This window comes from Endozoicomonas sp. SCSIO W0465 (assembly GCF_023716865.1).
In the GTDB taxonomy this organism is placed as follows: domain Bacteria; phylum Pseudomonadota; class Gammaproteobacteria; order Pseudomonadales; family Endozoicomonadaceae; genus Endozoicomonas.
This window is the reverse complement of the sequence record NZ_CP092417.1, coordinates 1774972-1792362: the sequence shown is the minus strand read 5'-3', so window position 1 is coordinate 1792362 and position 17391 is coordinate 1774972. Positions and strand designations below refer to the sequence as shown.

The 17391-nt window shown below is 47.6% G+C and carries 24 protein-coding genes; 17 read left to right on the top strand and 7 right to left on the bottom strand.

Annotated features, from left to right (window positions below):
* The 5 genes from MJO57_RS07690 to MJO57_RS07670 form a co-directional block, all read right to left on the bottom strand.
* Nucleotides 1-201 (bottom strand): phage head-tail joining protein, encoded by a 201-nt coding sequence (locus MJO57_RS07690; RefSeq protein WP_066017944.1) that lies wholly within the window; start codon nucleotides 199-201, stop codon nucleotides 1-3.
* Between the two features lie 238 nt (nucleotides 202-439).
* Nucleotides 440-1204 carry a transposase gene (locus MJO57_RS07685; RefSeq protein WP_252024236.1) on the bottom strand — a complete coding sequence of 255 codons (765 nt, stop codon included), beginning with the start codon at nucleotides 1202-1204 and terminating at the stop codon, nucleotides 440-442.
* The gene (locus MJO57_RS07680; RefSeq protein ID WP_252024234.1) at nucleotides 1147-1800 is read right to left on the bottom strand and encodes a hypothetical protein; all 654 of its coding nucleotides are present in this window, start codon (nucleotides 1798-1800) and stop codon (nucleotides 1147-1149) included. Before MJO57_RS07680 ends, MJO57_RS07685 begins: the two co-directional genes overlap by 58 nt.
* 80 nt (nucleotides 1801-1880) lie before the next feature.
* Complete coding sequence (locus MJO57_RS07675; RefSeq protein WP_252024232.1) at nucleotides 1881-3788, bottom strand: phage terminase large subunit family protein; 1908 nt, start codon at nucleotides 3786-3788, stop codon at nucleotides 1881-1883.
* Nucleotides 3779-4273, bottom strand: coding sequence for a hypothetical protein (locus tag MJO57_RS07670; RefSeq protein ID WP_252024230.1), 495 nt, complete (start codon nucleotides 4271-4273; stop codon nucleotides 3779-3781). Before MJO57_RS07670 ends, MJO57_RS07675 begins: the two co-directional genes overlap by 10 nt.
* A 126-nt stretch (nucleotides 4274-4399) precedes the next feature.
* Between MJO57_RS07670 and MJO57_RS07665 the strand changes: the two genes are divergently transcribed.
* From MJO57_RS07665 to MJO57_RS07590, 16 genes are all read left to right on the top strand, one after another.
* Nucleotides 4400-4753 (top strand): DUF3768 domain-containing protein, encoded by a 354-nt coding sequence (locus MJO57_RS07665; protein WP_252024228.1) that lies wholly within the window; start codon nucleotides 4400-4402, stop codon nucleotides 4751-4753.
* 373 nt (nucleotides 4754-5126) lie between these two features.
* Nucleotides 5127-5423 (top strand): hypothetical protein, encoded by a 297-nt coding sequence (locus MJO57_RS07660; RefSeq protein ID WP_252024226.1) that lies wholly within the window; start codon nucleotides 5127-5129, stop codon nucleotides 5421-5423.
* A 61-nt stretch (nucleotides 5424-5484) separates the two neighbouring features.
* Entirely contained in the window at nucleotides 5485-5709 is a 225-nt protein-coding gene (locus MJO57_RS07655) for a hypothetical protein (protein WP_252024224.1), read from the top strand.
* 113 nt (nucleotides 5710-5822) lie between these two features.
* Complete coding sequence (locus tag MJO57_RS07650; protein ID WP_252024223.1) at nucleotides 5823-6044, top strand: hypothetical protein; 222 nt, start codon at nucleotides 5823-5825, stop codon at nucleotides 6042-6044.
* Nucleotides 6044-6307, top strand: a complete 264-nt coding sequence (locus MJO57_RS07645; protein WP_252024221.1) for a hypothetical protein — start codon at nucleotides 6044-6046, stop codon at nucleotides 6305-6307. Before MJO57_RS07650 ends, MJO57_RS07645 begins: the two co-directional genes overlap by 1 nt.
* A gap of 198 nt (nucleotides 6308-6505) precedes the next feature.
* Nucleotides 6506-6703 (top strand): hypothetical protein, encoded by a 198-nt coding sequence (locus MJO57_RS07640; RefSeq protein ID WP_252024219.1) that lies wholly within the window; start codon nucleotides 6506-6508, stop codon nucleotides 6701-6703.
* A gap of 71 nt (nucleotides 6704-6774) precedes the next feature.
* Nucleotides 6775-6990 (top strand): hypothetical protein, encoded by a 216-nt coding sequence (locus MJO57_RS07635; RefSeq protein WP_252024217.1) that lies wholly within the window; start codon nucleotides 6775-6777, stop codon nucleotides 6988-6990.
* A gap of 38 nt (nucleotides 6991-7028) precedes the next feature.
* The gene (locus MJO57_RS07630; protein ID WP_252024215.1) at nucleotides 7029-7235 is read left to right on the top strand and encodes a hypothetical protein; all 207 of its coding nucleotides are present in this window, start codon (nucleotides 7029-7031) and stop codon (nucleotides 7233-7235) included.
* Between the two features lie 114 nt (nucleotides 7236-7349).
* Nucleotides 7350-7562, top strand: coding sequence for a hypothetical protein (locus MJO57_RS07625; RefSeq protein ID WP_252024213.1), 213 nt, complete (start codon nucleotides 7350-7352; stop codon nucleotides 7560-7562).
* Nucleotides 7563-7746: 184 nt separating this feature from the next.
* Entirely contained in the window at nucleotides 7747-7935 is a 189-nt protein-coding gene (locus MJO57_RS07620; RefSeq protein WP_252024211.1) for a hypothetical protein, read from the top strand.
* A 359-nt stretch (nucleotides 7936-8294) separates the two neighbouring features.
* A complete protein-coding gene (locus MJO57_RS07615; protein ID WP_252017470.1) occupies nucleotides 8295-9953 on the top strand; it encodes a transposase in 1659 nt (552 codons plus the stop codon).
* Nucleotides 9954-9956: 3 nt separating this feature from the next.
* A complete protein-coding gene (locus tag MJO57_RS07610; RefSeq protein WP_371924870.1) occupies nucleotides 9957-11132 on the top strand; it encodes a sodium-dependent transporter in 1176 nt (391 codons plus the stop codon).
* Nucleotides 11133-11231: 99 nt separating this feature from the next.
* The gene (locus MJO57_RS07605; RefSeq protein ID WP_252024207.1) at nucleotides 11232-11543 is read left to right on the top strand and encodes a hypothetical protein; all 312 of its coding nucleotides are present in this window, start codon (nucleotides 11232-11234) and stop codon (nucleotides 11541-11543) included.
* Nucleotide 11544: 1 nt separating this feature from the next.
* Complete coding sequence (locus MJO57_RS07600; protein ID WP_252024206.1) at nucleotides 11545-11658, top strand: MetS family NSS transporter small subunit; 114 nt, start codon at nucleotides 11545-11547, stop codon at nucleotides 11656-11658.
* A 214-nt stretch (nucleotides 11659-11872) separates the two neighbouring features.
* The gene (locus MJO57_RS07595) at nucleotides 11873-12844 is read left to right on the top strand and encodes an aldo/keto reductase family oxidoreductase (RefSeq protein ID WP_256493250.1); all 972 of its coding nucleotides are present in this window, start codon (nucleotides 11873-11875) and stop codon (nucleotides 12842-12844) included.
* Nucleotides 12845-13490: 646 nt separating this feature from the next.
* Nucleotides 13491-15311 (top strand): DEAD/DEAH box helicase, encoded by a 1821-nt coding sequence (locus MJO57_RS07590; protein ID WP_252024202.1) that lies wholly within the window; start codon nucleotides 13491-13493, stop codon nucleotides 15309-15311.
* Here the strand turns inward: MJO57_RS07590 and MJO57_RS07585 are convergent, their stop codons facing one another.
* Nucleotides 15312-16739: an IS4 family transposase gene (locus tag MJO57_RS07585; RefSeq protein ID WP_252017676.1), complete on the bottom strand. Its 1428-nt coding sequence runs from the start codon at nucleotides 16737-16739 to the stop codon at nucleotides 15312-15314.
* 62 nt (nucleotides 16740-16801) lie between these two features.
* Between MJO57_RS07585 and MJO57_RS07580 the strand changes: the two genes are divergently transcribed.
* Nucleotides 16802-16954 (top strand): hypothetical protein, encoded by a 153-nt coding sequence (locus tag MJO57_RS07580; RefSeq protein WP_252024200.1) that lies wholly within the window; start codon nucleotides 16802-16804, stop codon nucleotides 16952-16954.
* Nucleotides 16955-16995: 41 nt separating this feature from the next.
* Here the strand turns inward: MJO57_RS07580 and MJO57_RS07575 are convergent, their stop codons facing one another.
* Complete coding sequence (locus MJO57_RS07575) at nucleotides 16996-17382, bottom strand: cysteine peptidase family C39 domain-containing protein (RefSeq protein WP_256493330.1); 387 nt, start codon at nucleotides 17380-17382, stop codon at nucleotides 16996-16998.
* Nucleotides 17383-17391: the final 9 nt, after the last annotated feature.

Genomic DNA, 17391 nt, shown 5'->3' with positions numbered 1-17391 from the left:
TCAAACTCCTTTTGACGAATAGATGCCGTATTGCTTGGGACGCTTCTGCTGCTTGATCAACTCCCGTTCAATCGCCTGCAAACGACGCTCCATTTCGGCAAAGCTGCTGAACTCGACTCTCCGGCCTTCAAATTCGACGACACGGGTATCACGCAGCAACACCGCACGCTTCAGTGCTCGATATTCTTCTTCCGTGAACATGGCTTTTCTCGCTCAGGGCTGTTATCCGTTTAGGTAGTTCTCGTCCAAAAACGCATCAGGCAATCATAATTAGATTGTACGTTCGTTTTGATATTTCCTGAAATTCCAGAGAGCCGCAAAAACTCTTCCCTTTTTTTCTCTAATCTGGGACGGATATTGGAGAAAAACGCGAAAAGCAGGCAGAAAACATCCTCCCACCATGCTGGAAAGGTACTTTCATGTAGCGTGGAGGTGGCTATCATGATGGTGCCGGGTGTCTGGCCAGAATCACCAGGTTGTAACAGACCACCGATAACCAGCAATGAGAATCAAAACGCTCAGAACCCTTGCAGTGGCAACGTGATAGCCCAAAACATCTCTTTAGCCACGAAATTCCCGCTTCAATACCTGCCCGGAAGCGAAAGAGCGTTTTATACACATACTGACTTTTAGTCATCTCTTCGACTTCAAGTCCGCGCTTCTTATTAAAAGCTACATCGCTGATTCCCATGGCCTTGGCTTTTTCCAAATTAGCGCGACACGCGTATCCGCCGTCACCGCTTGTCTGGCGAGGTACACGACCATAAATTTCTTTTTGTCTTTCCATCATCGGAATGAATTGGTCCGAATCCGCTGGGTTACCTTCCTCAATAACCAGGTCCAGGATCAATCGACTTTTTCCCTGAACCAGGTTCAGTTTATGGCCATACTGTACTTGCCGCCTGTCTTTTACGATGATATCCGTATGGGGTTCATACAGGCTAACCACTTTTTCCTGGGCTGGCACCTTTTCACCCTTAAAGACCCTGCGCTCTGTCTGGGAGACTATTGCATCCACCAGGGGTAACAGGTGATCCACATCGGCCTGCCACTTGTCGGCATCATCAGCCAGGAGACACTGCCCCTGCTGACGGGCGTTTGCTAGCGTGACAGTAGCTTCGATAAGTACCTTCCGGGATTTTCGGGTCAACTGCAGCAGTTTTTTATAATGCTGATGCCGCTCTCTTTGCCAGCGTAGATGCATTTTCTGGCCGCATCTTTTACGGCTCGGTTGTGATGGGTATATTCATAAAGCGGTGTCGCTGTCAGTGTTTGTCCCCGTTCCAGCAGCCGACAAATTTCTTTAACGGAACTGGCTAAAAGATCACTGTCGCAAGGAGGTTTGATATCCGATTCGGTGACTGTGCTGTCAATAGCCACAGTGCGCCCTTTTTCAATACCCTGATCTTTAGCGGTCATTAGCTGACAGTTATTAATCCGTTCCCATGTAGATGCAGTAAGAAGGCTGATGAGCCCATGCAAACTGGAGCGACTGGGGCGCTGGTTTGGTTCGAGGCGACAAAAGTCTCGAAAGAGCATGGAGTCCATCAAAACAAACGACAAGTAGTCATAATCACAATTCAAATACTGTTTCAGGAGTGCCGCACGAAGAACGGATTCTGCTGATAGTCCGTTCCGCCCAGTGTTCTGTTTATCACCAGAACTTAAGTCCTCATAAATCCAGTCATTGAACTGTGGATGGGCGTCAAGCCATTGCGAGATACCGGAAAGCTGGGAGCAGATTTCATGAGGTACGTAATGGAGTTCCATACTACACTGCGGGTTGCGTTTTTTGCGCATTTGGAGTCCTCTGTTTTTGGCAATCCCTTATGTTTCTTGCTCTTGGGAAGTTTAGTCGCCAGATAGCAGTAGGGCTCCACTTAATTTTTCAGGATAAAATCTACAGTTTTCAATTGGTTGTGTTTTTGGACGAGAACTAGGTAGGAACTCTTGGAGGATCGCCGGATCGGTCGGCCTAGCTTCTGCGTTTCTTCTTGGCCTTCTTCATCCAGTGGAGTTTCAGGCGAGGGTCGTGAGGATGCCAGTCGTTCGAGATTGATTCCTCGATGCTGCTGCAAGATGCGAATAGCAGCGAGAGAATAGACACGGCAATCCAGCGCCTCGTTTCTCCGGCTTTTGGCATCCCAAGTAAAATAAGGGACACCAAGCTTGTATTTCTTGATCTTTTCTTCAGCGGTTGCCTGTTTGAAATAGTCTTCATCAAAACAGTCCTTGATCGGCCAATGGCAATAACCCGCTCCCGGCTCCAAGATGCGGTAACGCTGATAGATCAGTTCTTTTGCGGTATCCGTCCCGATAATGGTGAGGTAAACACCCTTTTTATTCCGGGTTTTCGGGAAGGTCGCTATCGGCTTGCCAGCCTGAGAGCTCCCTTTGATCGGGATAACCCAATCCGCTCCCTGCTTTCGACAGAAGGCATAGACTTCATCGGTAAAGTGACCACCGGAGTCGATACAGGCCTGCACTACATTCATCTTGATCCCGTCTTGACGGGTGTAGCTTTTGCGGAACATTTCACCGAGGGCATCCCATATCGGTTGACGGGAAAGGTCACCGTATAAGCGGACGTAGTCGATTGACCAGCTTTCCTCACCCGCACCCCAACCGGTGACTTCAAACTCGATACGATCATCCTGAACGTCACAGCCAATGGTCAGGACTTCAACCCACCAAGGGACTTCTACCGAGTAATGCTCCCTCCGCTGATAAAGCAGTGCATGCTCGACGGTTTCACCCTTTTCAACCCACGTCTCACCAAGCACCGTATTCGTCCAGTCTTTTAACTGGATCGGGTTCTTTTCTGCCGCTAGAAAATCCTCCACGGCATTCTGCCAGCTGTACCAGCCATTCGGGCTATAGAGTGAACTGAGGTGAAAGCCTGCTACCTTTTCGCTCTTTTCCATCTCTGCTTGCCAGTAGCCATTAGCGAGCATGCGAGGCTTGTCTTTCTCAAAATGCTGATGACTGCACCGAATACATTCAAATCTTGTCGTCGAAGAATCCCCGTCATCAAATCGGATTTGTGACCAGACAATCGGCTGGTAATGATCACAGGCATTGCAGGGAACCAAATAGCGACGTTTATCGCTGTCATCATAAGCGGCTTCAATCTTGCTCGTCTCCGCTATGTTCGGAGTACTGACCATCAGGATTTTGCGATTTCGGCTAAAGGTTGCTGTCCGTTTTATAGCGAGATTGATTGGGCTACCTTCGCCATCAACATCATCGTCATAGGCATCAATCTCATCCATAAAGAGGAACCTGGCAGGCATTGAGCGGAGGCCTGCCGCAGAGTTCGCCCCGGTCATAATAAGCACACCGTTCGGGAACTCTTTACTCATTAGGGTATTGCCGCTATCACGGCTTCGAGGGTCTTTTACCTTCTCTTTCAGATCAGGCATTTCCTCGATCATCGGAGCGATACGCTGCTTGGAGGTACGCTTGGCCAGTTCCAGCGTTGGCAATACATACATCATCGGACCCGGTGTATGGTCGATGACATAGCCGAGCCAGTTATTACCGCATTCCGTGCCGCCGACCTGCGCCCCTTTCATAAACACCACTTTCTCTATCGGAGAAGATGGCGAGAGGGCATCCATGATCTCTTTTAAATAAGGCGTTCTGGCAGTCCGCCACCGCCCCGCTTCTTTTGCCGCTTTTGCCGGGAGGACTCTTTTCTTGTCAGCCCACTCGGAAACGGTTAGACGGGTATCCGGTAAGAGTCCTTTAAAGAAGCCTTCAAAGTATGGGGATTGCTCTACTTGCATAGGCGATTTAATACCAGTTCCAGTTCTTCAAAAATAATCTTCCGAACTTCCCCGGCATCGTCCTCTGCGGCGAGTACATCAGCTAAGCGATCCGGTATGGCCAACAGTTCATCCCGGATAATCCGACCGGCTTTGAAGGCATCGTTTTTAACTTTGGTCGCATCAGTGAGCTGGCCGCTCCGTTCTTCAAAATCAAGCTTTGCCAGCTTTGCCCGGAAGGCTTCTCGCATCGTCCGGGCTGTGACGAAATCAACCGCTCCGGGCTGGCCACCTGCCGGGAGAATTTCTGCCGGTTGACTAATTTGCTTTGCTTTTGAGGGACGGTGTTTTGATGGGTCAGTGTTTTTCTCAATGGCTTTTATGGCTGCGGCTGAATCAACCTTTTTATTCACCAATTTGATAATGCCCTTATTAATCAGCTTGGTGACATAGCCTCTGGTAAAGCCCTGTTGTCTGGCAAACTCGGCCTGTGTAAGTAGTGCCATATAGTTGCATCCGAGCGTTATCCCTATTTTTTTGCCGCTATATCAAAAAATAAGCGGGTAGGCGGCTGATGACCTATATAAGCCCCGGAACCATAACAATAGCTAATCAATACGGAGGTACTAATTATGAAATCTATAGCTATTTATAATGACAGGGTTCGGCGCTCGCTAATTGATCCCGAGGAAAAAGAAAAGCTAGAAAGCGAAGGCTGTTTATATATTGTAATGATGACTGCCAATCTAACTCATACCATTAAAGACAAGATTGGTTTAGCAACAGCTATTGCCAACTTTGATAACTTCCATGAAGACAATGATCCATACGGTGAACATGATTGGTTATCACTCGATTTTGATAATGAAAAAATATTTATCAAATTCGATTATTACGACCGTGAGTTAGAGCACGGATCGGAGAATCCAGAGGACTTATCCAAAACAATTAGGGTTTTAACCGTCATGCTCGCCATTGATTATTGATTCAGGCCAGCCCTGATTCTATTCAGGGCTATTTGTATACCAATGAATTGCCTTTCAGCCTGTTTTCATCGTGAAATCCAGCCTTTTCAAAAAAATGTATACCCATTTTTGAGTTCTGGCGCTAACGAAACACCGCGCCCACTAGAACCCGCAACGAAGAAAGAACTCTAGGGACCCCGGCAGTAAGCCAGGTCACCCGCTTATCAGCGAGGTCTAGCGAATGCCAGGTGAGGCAGCTACCAGAAAAAAGGGCGAAAAACCTATATAAAGAGGGACGAAAAAAATTAAAAAATAATTTGAAATACACGACAGGCAACCCATAGTAAAAGTACAAGCAAGGCAAAATCAATAATCAAAAGCAAGGAGCAACACAATGACTACTACAAACAAAACAGCCACTAAAAAAACTACTACTAAAAAGCAACAGGGAGAGAAGCCCATGAAAACCAAAAAATCTAAATCAGAAAAATTCGTTGAGATTGCCAATATCAGAATGGTTAAGACTCTCCGCTTAATTGACCGTGTTGGCGCACTCGCTGATAAGTCTCGCTACGACTATACAGACGAGCAAGCCGATAAGATCAAAGAGGCTCTGCAATCCGCACTCGCTGAATTAGTGAATAAATTTGAACACGGTGAGAAAGAAGAAAAGCCAGTGTTCAGAATCTAATCAGGAGCGAGCAGGCTGGAGAGCCTGCTCAAAACCTTTTACCCTACTGGAGCATACCACCATGAAGAAAGAAAAGCAGACGCTACTGAATCTCCTACACGATGAATTATCACAGTTAGATTTAATTACCAACGAATTAAAGCGAGCCGCCGACCATTATCTATCTACAGATGATGATGATCAGCAATTTGAATTTTCCGAAGATGATCTGTTGAAAGTAATGAAGGCTCGCAGAGTATTAGAAGATGATATAAGTAAAGACTGCTTTTTTATTTATTTAGACTAACACCCGCTTATCCGCACAATTACCGCTTATCACCGAGCGGTAAATTTTAATTGAAATACACGACTGCTAACCCATATTAAAAAATAACAACAACGAAAAACGAGGGACGCAGCATGAACAACCACGTATATACAGCAACAGTTTATTTTGAAATACAAGCTGGCAAGAACCAGAAAAAAGAAATCACTGGCACCCTGACCGCCGTTGATGATTCTGAAGCATATTGTTTAGCCGAGTCTGATATTGCTTTTGATATACAGACTGGAAACATACCAGCGCCGACAATGACTACAGGATTTACCATTACCGATTTAAAGATAGCGAGGGCGCAATAATGAAAACAACAAAGCAATTAAAAGAATCAATCGAAACCAAGATCATGAGAGCAGAGGAAATGAAGCCTGTATTAGACGACCTGAAGTCTACTGTATCTTGGCTGGAAACTATCTCCCGATTTTTCACCGTTGAAGTAGCGGGAGATATGAAAAAATACACCGACGATGAAGAGTGGATGGAGAGCGTAGACGAAGTAAGCATCACCATACCGAAACCCAAAAAACTGAAGGCTCTTTTCGGGTTACAGACTGCTCTGCAATGAAAATTGGCCAAAGGCCTTGATATACAATGCCTTCAGGAAACTGCTGGCTAAATATTGCCAAGCCCTGCCACAGGAGGATTCCAGCCTGATTTATGAAATCAGCAGTCTGCAATACGAAAAGAGCCAAACTGAAAACCCTGACAGACGAACTCAAAAAGCTCGAAAAGAGTATGAAGTTTTAACAGCGAGGCTACGACCATGAACGCACACACTCTACTAGTTACCGACAATGCCGAGCTAGTATGCTCGGCAATGATTGAGGCGAAGCGAGTAGCTCTATTAGCCGAGAAGCTGGCGAGCCTAGCCGAACATATAGCCGAGGCTGGTAAACACGTAAATGGAATAGAGCTTTTCTACACCCGCTTATCAGCTGATTTGCCGCTGGTCAGGGACTAAAAAAATTTATTGAAATACACGTCAGGCGACCCATAGTTAAAATAACAACAACGAAAAATGAGGTGCGAAAAATGGAACTCAAAAAAATAATGAAGCGAGGTAGAGACAAAACATTAGAGACCGGCTCATTTTCTTCTGGAATAACTAAAGACTGTGATACGAATCAATATCAGGTAATGATAGTGATCGGAAATCATAGACTGTACTTGACACCTGACGAAGCCAAAGTTTTTAAAGATAAGTTTGACTGGAGTATCAATAGAGCAGACGAATTAAATCAGGAGTAATCGCTATGAAACATAAATTCGCACTACTACCAGAAATAATGGAACATACTAACAACCGTGGGCGCTGCTTCATTGAGTTTCAATTAGTTGATGAGACAACCGCCGTGGTATTAGTCTATTTAATCAATGACGACTACAGCACCAGCGATACAATTTACGACAGCTATAAAGGCGACGTCATCGGCGCAATGAATAAATACTTCGAGTATGCCAATCTGAAATCAGCTATCTTAGATGCAGAGTAAACGGTAAAGAAATACCGCTTATCACCGAGCGGTATTTTTTAATTGAAATACACGACAGGCAACCCATACTAAAAATACAAACAACGAAAAATGATAAATAAAGGAGTAACAATCATGACTACTACTACTAAAACCACCAGCAAGAAAACTACTACCAACAAAAAAGAGGGTAACACCATGGCTAAGGACAAACTGGAACGTAACGGCAAATCTAAAAAGTCTCCTGAAGAAAGATTTGTAGAGACAGTGAAGGCTATGTTCCCTTTAGTGGTTGGCGTTGTTTTTTTCTTCATACCTTGGAGTAATAAGTACTTAGATTTATTATAGGTACTTGAGAAAAACCAACAGAGCATAGGGCTTGGGAAGAGCAGTGAAAGACCTTGCTCAGTGGATTTCTTAGCTGGCAATGGCTGATATTTAATTTTAATAGCGTTTCAGTATTTCTGTTTAATACCTGAATATCTACAGCTATTAAAACTACCACCAACCATTAAAGGGAACTTAGCCGACAGTGAATATCAGGATGCCGAAGGCTCTGAAATTAATCGAGCGTGTAAGCGAGCTGGCTGATAGGTCAAAATACGAGTACACAGCCGAGCAAGCTGACAAGATCAAAGAGGCACTTAAAAATGCCGTAATTGATCTGGCTGAAAAATTCGATAAGGGTGAGCAAAAAGACGAGCCTGTCTTTAAACTCTAATCACCGAACCGAGCAGGCCAGCGAGCCTGCTCAAATTTCAGGGAGTAACAACAATGAAAACATATAATGTTTGCAATGATTACAGCCTCGAATTGAGCGACCATAGACACTTGCCAAAGGGTTATAAATGGCAGGCTAAAGAAATCACTACAAATAACAAATTAATCAGAGTGTTATTAGGTTTTGATACGGAGCATAACGAGCTGCATTATCTCGCAACAAGCTCAGAAGCAAAACTAGATGGGCAGTATATCTAATCAGCGAGATTACCAGAGACAGGCTATAGAGCCTGTTTTTTTGTAATTTCTCAAAAAGTGCTGGAAGCAGGATAATTTCGGTCAGTCGTCTATCCTCTCACCATGGCTTTTCTAGAACACCAGCAGTTACAACCTGAAGATCTACTGAGATTCATCACTCAGCAGCAAGAGCAGATCATTCAGCTCAAAGAGCAGATAGAATTGCTTGAAGCAGAGATTCGTCGTCTAAAAAAACTGCCCGCAAAGCCTGACATCAAACCAAACACCAAACCTCCCGATGATGACACCGGCAGCCCTGATGGAGATCCATCCGCTCCTGAGGGTAACGATGGAGCCAGCCCAGACACCTCGTCAAAGCAGAAGGTTAAGAAGCCCAACGAGAAAACCAGAAAGCAGCGTAAACAGCCCCGAAAGCCATCGGCGGAAAAATCCATACCCATTGCTGCCACTGATGTTCCGGAGGGATCAATCAGGAATGGAACCACCCCTTTTCATGTTCAGGAACTGACAATACAAACATCCAGTATTGAATATCTTTTAGAGCAATGGGTGACACCCGATGGACAAACCATTACGGCCAAACCGCCAGCCAGCCTTCATGGACATCATTACGGGCCAATGCTGCAGGCCTACGTTCTGCACCAGTATCATGGTTGCTCCGTTACCCAGCCAGAACTGCTGGACTGGCTATGGGACATTGGAATCTCTATTTCCAGCGGGGAACTCAGCCAGCTTCTGACGAAAGGACACGAGCAGTTCCATGCTGAGAAAGATGAGCTGTTGACTACAGGTATTCGCTGTTCAAGTTATATCCAGACAGACGACACGGGAACAAGGCATAAGGGGAAGAACGGTTACTGCACCATCATCAATAACGAGTCCTTTGCCTGGTTCGAGAGCACAGACAGCAAAAGCCGGGAAAATTTCGTAAGCCTACTGCACCGCCCATGGTCAACTTACACGTTCACCGACGATGCCTTGATCTATCTGGAAAAACTGGATTACCCCAAAAAGTGGCTACGCGTTCTTAATCCATACAGAGGCGTCACCTTCCTGAGCCATGAAGCCTGGGAAGAATGTATGAAAGACCTGAGACTAACTGGTAGACGGCGCCAGCAGGCCAGTGAAGCCATGATTTATGGCAGCCTGATACAGCATGGAGCAGGACATCTTACCACCTTCAGTGATGGGGCAAGGCAGTTCGACGTTTTCAAACACAGCCAGTGCTGGATACATGCAGAGCGAGGGCTGGCAAAAGTTCATCCGGTCAATGATCAGCAGGCCATGGCTCAGAAATGGCTTCGGACATGGTTCTGGGCCATTTACGATGACCTTAAAGACTTCAAGACAGAGCCAACTGAAAAAAAGGCAATAAAAGTACGACAGGGGTTCCAGGCGCTGATCCAAACCCAAACGTGCAGTGGGCTTCTTCAGGATGCTCTGTCAGGGTTGGCTGTAATCAAGGAAGAGCTATTACTGGTTCTGGATGACCCGAGCTTACCGCTGCACAACAACCTGAGCGAGAGTCAGATACGAGAATATGTTAAACGACGAAAGATCAGTAGTGGGACGCGAAGCGATTTGGGGCGGCAATGTCGCGACACCTTTGCCAGCCTGAAAAAAACGTGTCGCCTGTATGGTCTCTCTTTTTGGGATTATCTGAAAAGCCGACTAATGGGCGATGGGTTATTTCCGAGATTGAGTAACCTGATTGAGGAGGCTTCACGTCATCTTCCGTGTGGTGCTGCCAGCAGTTTTTGAGAAATTACAAAAAGTAATTATATTGTTTCAACTTTTGAAAATGGCGGGGGCGCTTTTCTGATTCCTTATTTCTTCGCCATGCTGACAGCCGGCATTCCCTTCATGATTCTGGAATTCGGCCTGGGGCAGAAGCTGCGCAGTTCAGCCCCAAGAGCGTTTGCCAAACTGCACAGCAAAATGGAGTACCTGGGGTGGTTTCAGGTCCTGGTGGCGGCAATTATTGCCTGCTACTACGTAGCGGTCATTGGTTGGAGCATCTCCTATCTTGGTTTCTCTTTTACCCAGAGCTGGGGAGCGGATGCCAACGCATTTTTCTTTGGGGACTATTTGCAGCTGGGAGCGGATAACAGTCCTTCTGCCCTCGGTTCGTTGCAGTGGCACATTGTTGTGCCCATCCTTCTGGCCTGGATAGTGAGTTTCTACGCCACCTTTACCGGCGTTCGCACCGGTATTGAACGACTGGGCAAGTTGATGATGCCTTTGTTGTTTATCATGGTGGTGGTACTGACCTTGCGGGTGTTGATGCTGCCCGGTGCTGCTGATGGCGTTAACTGGATGTTCAAGCCTGACTTTTCCGCTTTGCTGAACCCCGGGGTGTGGTCAGCCGCTTATGGGCAGATCTTTTTCACCCTGAGTGTTGGCTTTGCCATTATGATCGCGTATTCCAGTTATCTGCCGGAAAAGTCGGATATCAATAATAATGCGATCATGACCGTCTTTATTAACTGCGGCTTCTCCATGATGGCTGGCGTTATGATTTTTGCTGTGCTGGGGTATATGGCTGCACAACAGGGGGTATCCCTCACTGAAGTAGTTAGCTCCGGTGTTGGGCTTGCCTTTGTGACCATTCCAGCAGCGATCAATCTCTTGCCGATGCCATGGTTGCTGGGTCCCATGTTCTTTATTGCCCTGGTGGTAGCCGGCATGAGTTCTCATATCTCGATTATGGAAGCGATCGTCTCCTCAGCCATGGATAAGCTGGGCTGGACCCGCCGTAGAACGGCAACAGTCATCTGTGGTGCCGGTGCGCTGATCTCGATGGCTTATGCGACGAATGGCGGATTGTTGCTGCTGGATATTGTTGATGGCTCTATTTTGATTACGAACTGCTCTACAGTGAAAACTGACTGTAGGTCACGAAAAACAAGGATTGGGCAACATTACCGGACAATATGCTGACAACCTTTGTAGATAAAGGGCTTCAGCAATGTTCAACCCAGTAGCAGTCTGAAATCCTACAAGAGCCTTGTTGATTATTACATTAATAACATTGCGTTGTTGGGTAGCTGTCTGATTGAGCTGTTCCTGCTGGCCTGGGTATTTAAAAAGCTTCCTGAAATGCGGGGTTACGTGAATAACATCTCAGAGATCGTGGTGGGTTCCTGGTGGGAGTTCTGTATCCGCTATCTCTGCGTAGGTCTGTTGTTAGTAATCGTTGGCACTAACCTGATCACCGCCGCAATGGAAAACTATGGTGGTTATGCCTCTGCGGATCAGATGTTGTTTGGCTGGGGGATGGTGACAGCCATGGTGATTGTCAGCTGCCTGATTGCTACCCGTCGTCCTTTTCCAATGCCTGTGGAGGCCTGATATGACTGTTGCTGCAATTGCTATGATGAGCTTTGGTTTTGGTGTTACCTGGGGTGGGGCTGCTCTTTGTATCCGTAAGGCCATGACCCGTAAAGCTATGACCCCAAAGCCATGAAGAGTCAGGTTGTGGATTGATCATTATCCTCTCAAGGATGGATTTGATTGGGGGAGTGATTGGCTGTGTGATCAACAGGTTTTATGGCCAATGGTAATCCCCTGATCAAATTTTCAGAGACAGCAATGCTTTCTTTGGAATTGTCTCACTGCTTTTCAGGCTGTTACTATGCGCGCATCATAACGTATAAGTAATCTGATTGGGTTGGAGTCTTATGAACCGAATTCCCCTTACTATTTTCTTACCTGACGCCAGCAGGATTGCAGCGGGTTGCATGGGTTTGGGTGGAGGCTGGGACAATAGCCCGGTGTCAAAAGATCATATGATGCAGGCGCACCGGTTTCTGGATAGCGCACTGGAGAGCGGCATCAACTTTTTTGATCATGCCGATATCTATACCCGTGGTAAGGCTGAGCAGGTATTTGGCGGGGTATTGGCTGATCGACCCGGGTTGCGGGAAACACTATTCCTGCAAAGCAAGTGTGGCATTCGCTTTGCCGAAGGCAACGTGCCAAATCGCTACGACTTTTCCAGAGACTGGATTCTTTATAGTGTTGAAAACAGTCTTGCCCGTTTGCATACCGACTATCTGGATCTTCTGCTTCTGCACAGGCCGGACCCGCTTATGCGGCCAGAGGAAGTGGCCGAAGCATTTCATCAACTGCAGAAAGACGGAAAAGTCAGGCATTTTGGCGTATCAAATATGAGTGGCCACCAGATCAAATACCTTCAGTCGTTCCTTGATCAGCCCATCGTGGTCAACCAGTTGCAGATGAGCCTGACTCACCTGGACTGGCTGGAGGAAGGTGTGCTGGTGAATCATGTTGAAGGTCAGTCGGTCAGTTTTACGCCGGGTACCGTTGAATATTGTCGCAGCCACAATATTCAGCTTCAGGCCTGGGGCTGCTTGAGCAAAGGGGTGTTCACCGGCAAGGATGTCCGGGGTGAGTCTGACGCTATTCAGGAAACGGCCCGCGTGGTCAAGGCGTTTTCAGAGCAGCTCGGTGTTTCCAGAGAGGCGATTGTATTGGCCTGGCTAATGCGCCACCCCGCAGGTATCCAACCGGTGATTGGCACGACAAATGCGCAGCGCGTCAGGGCTTGTCGAGAGGCTGAGGATATCGAGCTGAGTAGAGATCAGTGGTATCAATTGTATGTGAGTGCCAGGGGGCGGATGCTTCCGTAGTTAGACCAAAAGTTTGACAAGCAGTTCGACAAAAAGTCTGACAAACGGTTTGGTAACATTAAGGCATTTTCAGGGGAAGTATCCGCCGATGTGATAATCCCCTGGTGATTGAAGGATAAAAACAGTATTCACTGTCTAAAAAACACGCTAAACTAATCGATCTTTTTCTGTCCCGTGCGTAGTCCTTCTGATGGCCGCAGGGATTTTGTTGGGAAGTCCTGGCGCTTCGTTTCCTGCATTTAATCCGGCTGAAAAGTAAACTTCTGCTCTACTGATAGGCTATTGAGTAATTCTCAATAAACTTTCAGGAGCTCGGCCGCTGGAAGATCAATAGATCTTATTTTCCTCTGCCAATGCAGGCCAAGCTTGTTCATCAAGCCTCTTCAAACGCAGTCATGGACCTCACAGGCGATTCGGAACCCGGGATCACAGGCATCGGTTCCGGGTAGTAGCACCAGAAAGTCCATGACCCTCGATGTTTCCGAACACTACTGGCGCATCGCACCGTCTTAACGTTTCTGTCTGTCAAATTTGTTGCAGAGAGTGCTATCGGTCGCCGTTTTTCTGATTATTACCATGCCGCCTGACGTATGCGTGATGTATGCACCCACTCTTGCTGCGGCATTCTTATGTTATGGAGTATCAAATGACTGATACCAACAATGCGATGACTTTTGCGGACCTTCCCCTGTCGGAAGCGGTAATCAAGGCCGTTCAGGATGTCGGCTATGAGAGCCCGTCACCCATTCAGGCACAGAGTATTCCTCACCTGTTGGCAGGTCGTGACCTTCTGGGTCTGGCGCAGACCGGTACCGGTAAAACAGCCGCATTTGCATTGCCATTGCTGTCAGCCATTGATTTGAAGCAGCGTGATCCCCAGGTTCTGGTATTAACACCGACCCGTGAGCTGGCTATTCAGGTGGCGGAAGCATTCCAGCGCTATGCCCGTCACATGAAAGGGTTCCATGTGTTGCCCGTTTATGGTGGTCAGGATATGCGTGGCCAATTACGCAGCCTTCAGCGTGGGGCTCATGTCATTGTCGGCACACCGGGTCGTGTCATGGACCACCTGCGTCGCGAAAGCCTGAAACTGGACACTCTCAAAACGGTTGTTCTGGATGAAGCGGACGAAATGCTGCGCATGGGCTTCGTGGATGATATTGAATGGATCATGGAGCAGACTCCGGCTGATCGCCAGGTGGCGTTGTTCTCTGCCACCATGCCTTACCAGATTCGCAAGATTGCAGATACGCACCTGAAAGAGCCTGCTACGGTTGAGATTAAGGCCAAAACGGCGACTGTTGACACCATTACCCAGAAAGTCTGTATGGTCAGTGGTTTCCACAAGCTGGACGCACTGACCCGTATTCTGGAAGTGGAACCCTTTGATGCCATGATTATTTTCGTGCGCACCAAAACCGCCACCGTTGAGCTGGCGGAAAAGCTGGAAGCCCGTGGTTTTGCCGCAGCGGCACTGAATGGCGATATGAGTCAGGCACTGCGTGAGAAGGTGGTTGATCGCCTCAAGAAAAAATCCCTGGATATTCTGATTGCTACTGACGTAGCCGCCAGAGGCCTTGATGTCGAGCGCATGAGCCACGTAGTGAACTACGACATCCCATACGATACGGAAGCCTACGTTCATCGTATTGGTCGTACGGGACGCGCCGGCCGTGAAGGTACTGCTATCCTGTTTGCTACTCATCGTGAGCGCAGAATGCTTCGTGCCATCGAAAGTGCAACACGACAGCGTATTGATACCATGCGTCTGCCTTCTATGAGTGACGTGCGTGATATCCGCATCCGTCAGTTCAAGGAAGATGTCGTCAAAGCGATGGAAATGGGTGAAGAACTGGATGTCTTCCGCGAGATTGTTGCCGAGCTTGAGCAGGAAAACGCCTTGAGCTATGAAGATATGGCGGCAGCACTCTGCTTTATGGCCCAGAAAGAGCGGCCATTTCCGGATGCCAAAGAGCCCGAGCAGCCCCGTCGGGAAGGTCGTGAGCGTGGTGAAGGCCGTGAGCGTGGTGAGAGAGGAGATCGGGGTGAAAGACGCCGTGATGGCGAAAGGCGCGGTGAGCGTGGCCGTGAACGCAACAATGATGGCATGGTGCGTTACCGCGTAGAGCTCGGTCGTGATCAGGGCATCAACCCGGGTGACCTGGTTGGTGCCATTGCCAATGAAGGCAAAATCTCCGGACAGAGTATTGGCCATATCCGGCTGTTTGATAATTGCTCGTCAGTCTATCTGCCAGAAGGGATGGAGAAGAGCGTAATTGAAGCCCTGAAGGGAGCCAGGATTCGCAACCGGCCAATGGAGTTGAAATTGTGGACGGGTGACGAGCCCCAAACCGAGCGCCGTGGCCGCCGTGATGGTGGTCGTAGTCGCCATGAAGGTGGTCGCCATGAAGGTGGTCGCCATGAAGGTAGTCGTCATGAAGGTAGTCGTCATGAAGCTGACTCTTGATCACATCTCTCCAGCGCTGAACTGCCGGGCTATCTGCCAGGTTTTTACCCGATCCTGCAATTTCGCCCAGCCTTCCCATACCACTAACCAGCCGGGCTGCCCTGTATGCTTTGAATCACCCCAACCACCAAGCCGAGCAATCGTTTGAAGCAGCCAAGTGACTGTTGGCGGCTTATCGGGCAACGCTTTTTTTTCATAGGTTAGCCAGAGAACCTGCCATTCATCATCACTGACCACCTCATTCGCGAGTGTTTTTTCACTCCAAAGCTTTCTGTCTTTGTGCTGCCTGTCATTCGGTAACATTAATGCTTCACGGATTTGCATTAGTCTGACAGCGACAAACATTAATATGACCGCAAGTCGTTCAATGTTATCCGGAGATTGCAGACGAAGCCTTTCTACTCCTGCTCCCGATTTCCAAGCCTTATGGAACTCTTCTATTCGCCATCGGAGCTCGTAAAATCGAATGATAGAGCGACAGTCTTCGAATGTTTCAATATCTTCAGTTGTCAATAGTACCCAGTGCAAACGGTCTTCGGAGTCATTGCCAATCTCTTCAGCCGACACAATATTCATAGTTACCGGTTCCGGCCTGCCGCCTGGCCTTTGCGGCGCCTGTATTGTCATCTTCTTTCTTTTGACCTGCAGCGTTGCCTTTCGCTTCTTTCTACCTCCTTTTTGAGGAACCACTATCGTATATTTCCCCAACACTTCAGTCTGAGCTAAGGAATCAAATAATAAGAGTTCGCCATCCACCAGGATTCTGTTTTGTGTAGCTCTTACAACAAACCGCTGTCGGTTATCCAGTTTGTAGTGCATATATTCGTATATATCCGCCTCCCGGTCGCAAACACTGATGATGTCAGGCATTTTACCCCCCATCCTTTGTTCTGTGTTTTCAGAGGCTCTTTGCCACTTAAAGCTTTCCTTTCCCTCGTAAGGTAGCTGACGACGTTGGTTCTTTTTCCCCCGCTGAACGTCCTCTCTAACCCATCGTTCTTGATCAATAAGCCCAATGCTTCGCTCTGTATCCGCATCAACCAAGAAGACAGAGTGGACGTGGAATCCTCTGGTTTTAGAGCCTTCAGGACCTCCAAGATCACCAAGCTCGGATCTGACAGCATGTTTATAACCCAGGGTTGTTGTATCTTCGAGAGCCAGAAGTAGGCGAGACTGTCTCGCTATTTTGGCAGTTGCCTGAAAGCCTGCCTCAGCTATTGCTTCAGGCTTTACGGCCTCATTCTCAATCAGCCGGTAAGCTCCAGTTACCAGTGCGGTATAACCTTCGCATGAAGATGACAAAGAATTACCGGTATGAGCTGAAAGCTCGGCAGCAACTTTGACAAGTCGTTTTGTACGTCGAGTATCACCCAAATCAGCACATCCAAAAGTTAGTTCTGACCATGGTTTAGGAGAAAGTGGAAGCATGACCTGTTTTATCAGTGAGAAATGATAGAACAAGGTAGCTATTTGTGATCAAGAGACAGGTCATGAAGGTGGTCGTCATGAAGGTGGTCGTCGAGAAGGTGGTCGTCGAGAAGGAGGCGTCCGTCGTGAAGATGGCCGTGGTGGCGATCGTCGTCCACGTCGTGATAATAGCGGAAACCGTTGATTTCACTCCGAGCTACAGGTTTTTCCTGTAGCTCGGGCTTAGGGCATCAGGCATTTATCCGTAATCAGTCAGCTATCTCACCTGAATGGCATTGTCATCAGTATCCCAGGATTTTGCAAATGCGGCCCGGCCGATCTCAACCTCCCAACCGTGGAAGGGGTCTCGGATAAGAACAGATGTGTCTGTAACCGCATCAACAACAATACTATGTAATCCCATTCCATTATTGACTGTGACTATTGCAGGCCCATCCTGTTTAACCGCACTGGTTAGCTCATCAAGATTTGCAAATCGGGTTTGAAACGGAGATAAACCTGCATTGGATAAGGCTTGAAATATGAAACTGTTATCACCAAGGTTTGTTGATTTTAAGTCGCATACCGAAAAGCAGCGATTATGCTGATGTATAAGCATTGCCGCTGCAGCATAACTACAGCCTCTGGTTGCCTGTTGTTGAATGATGGGTTT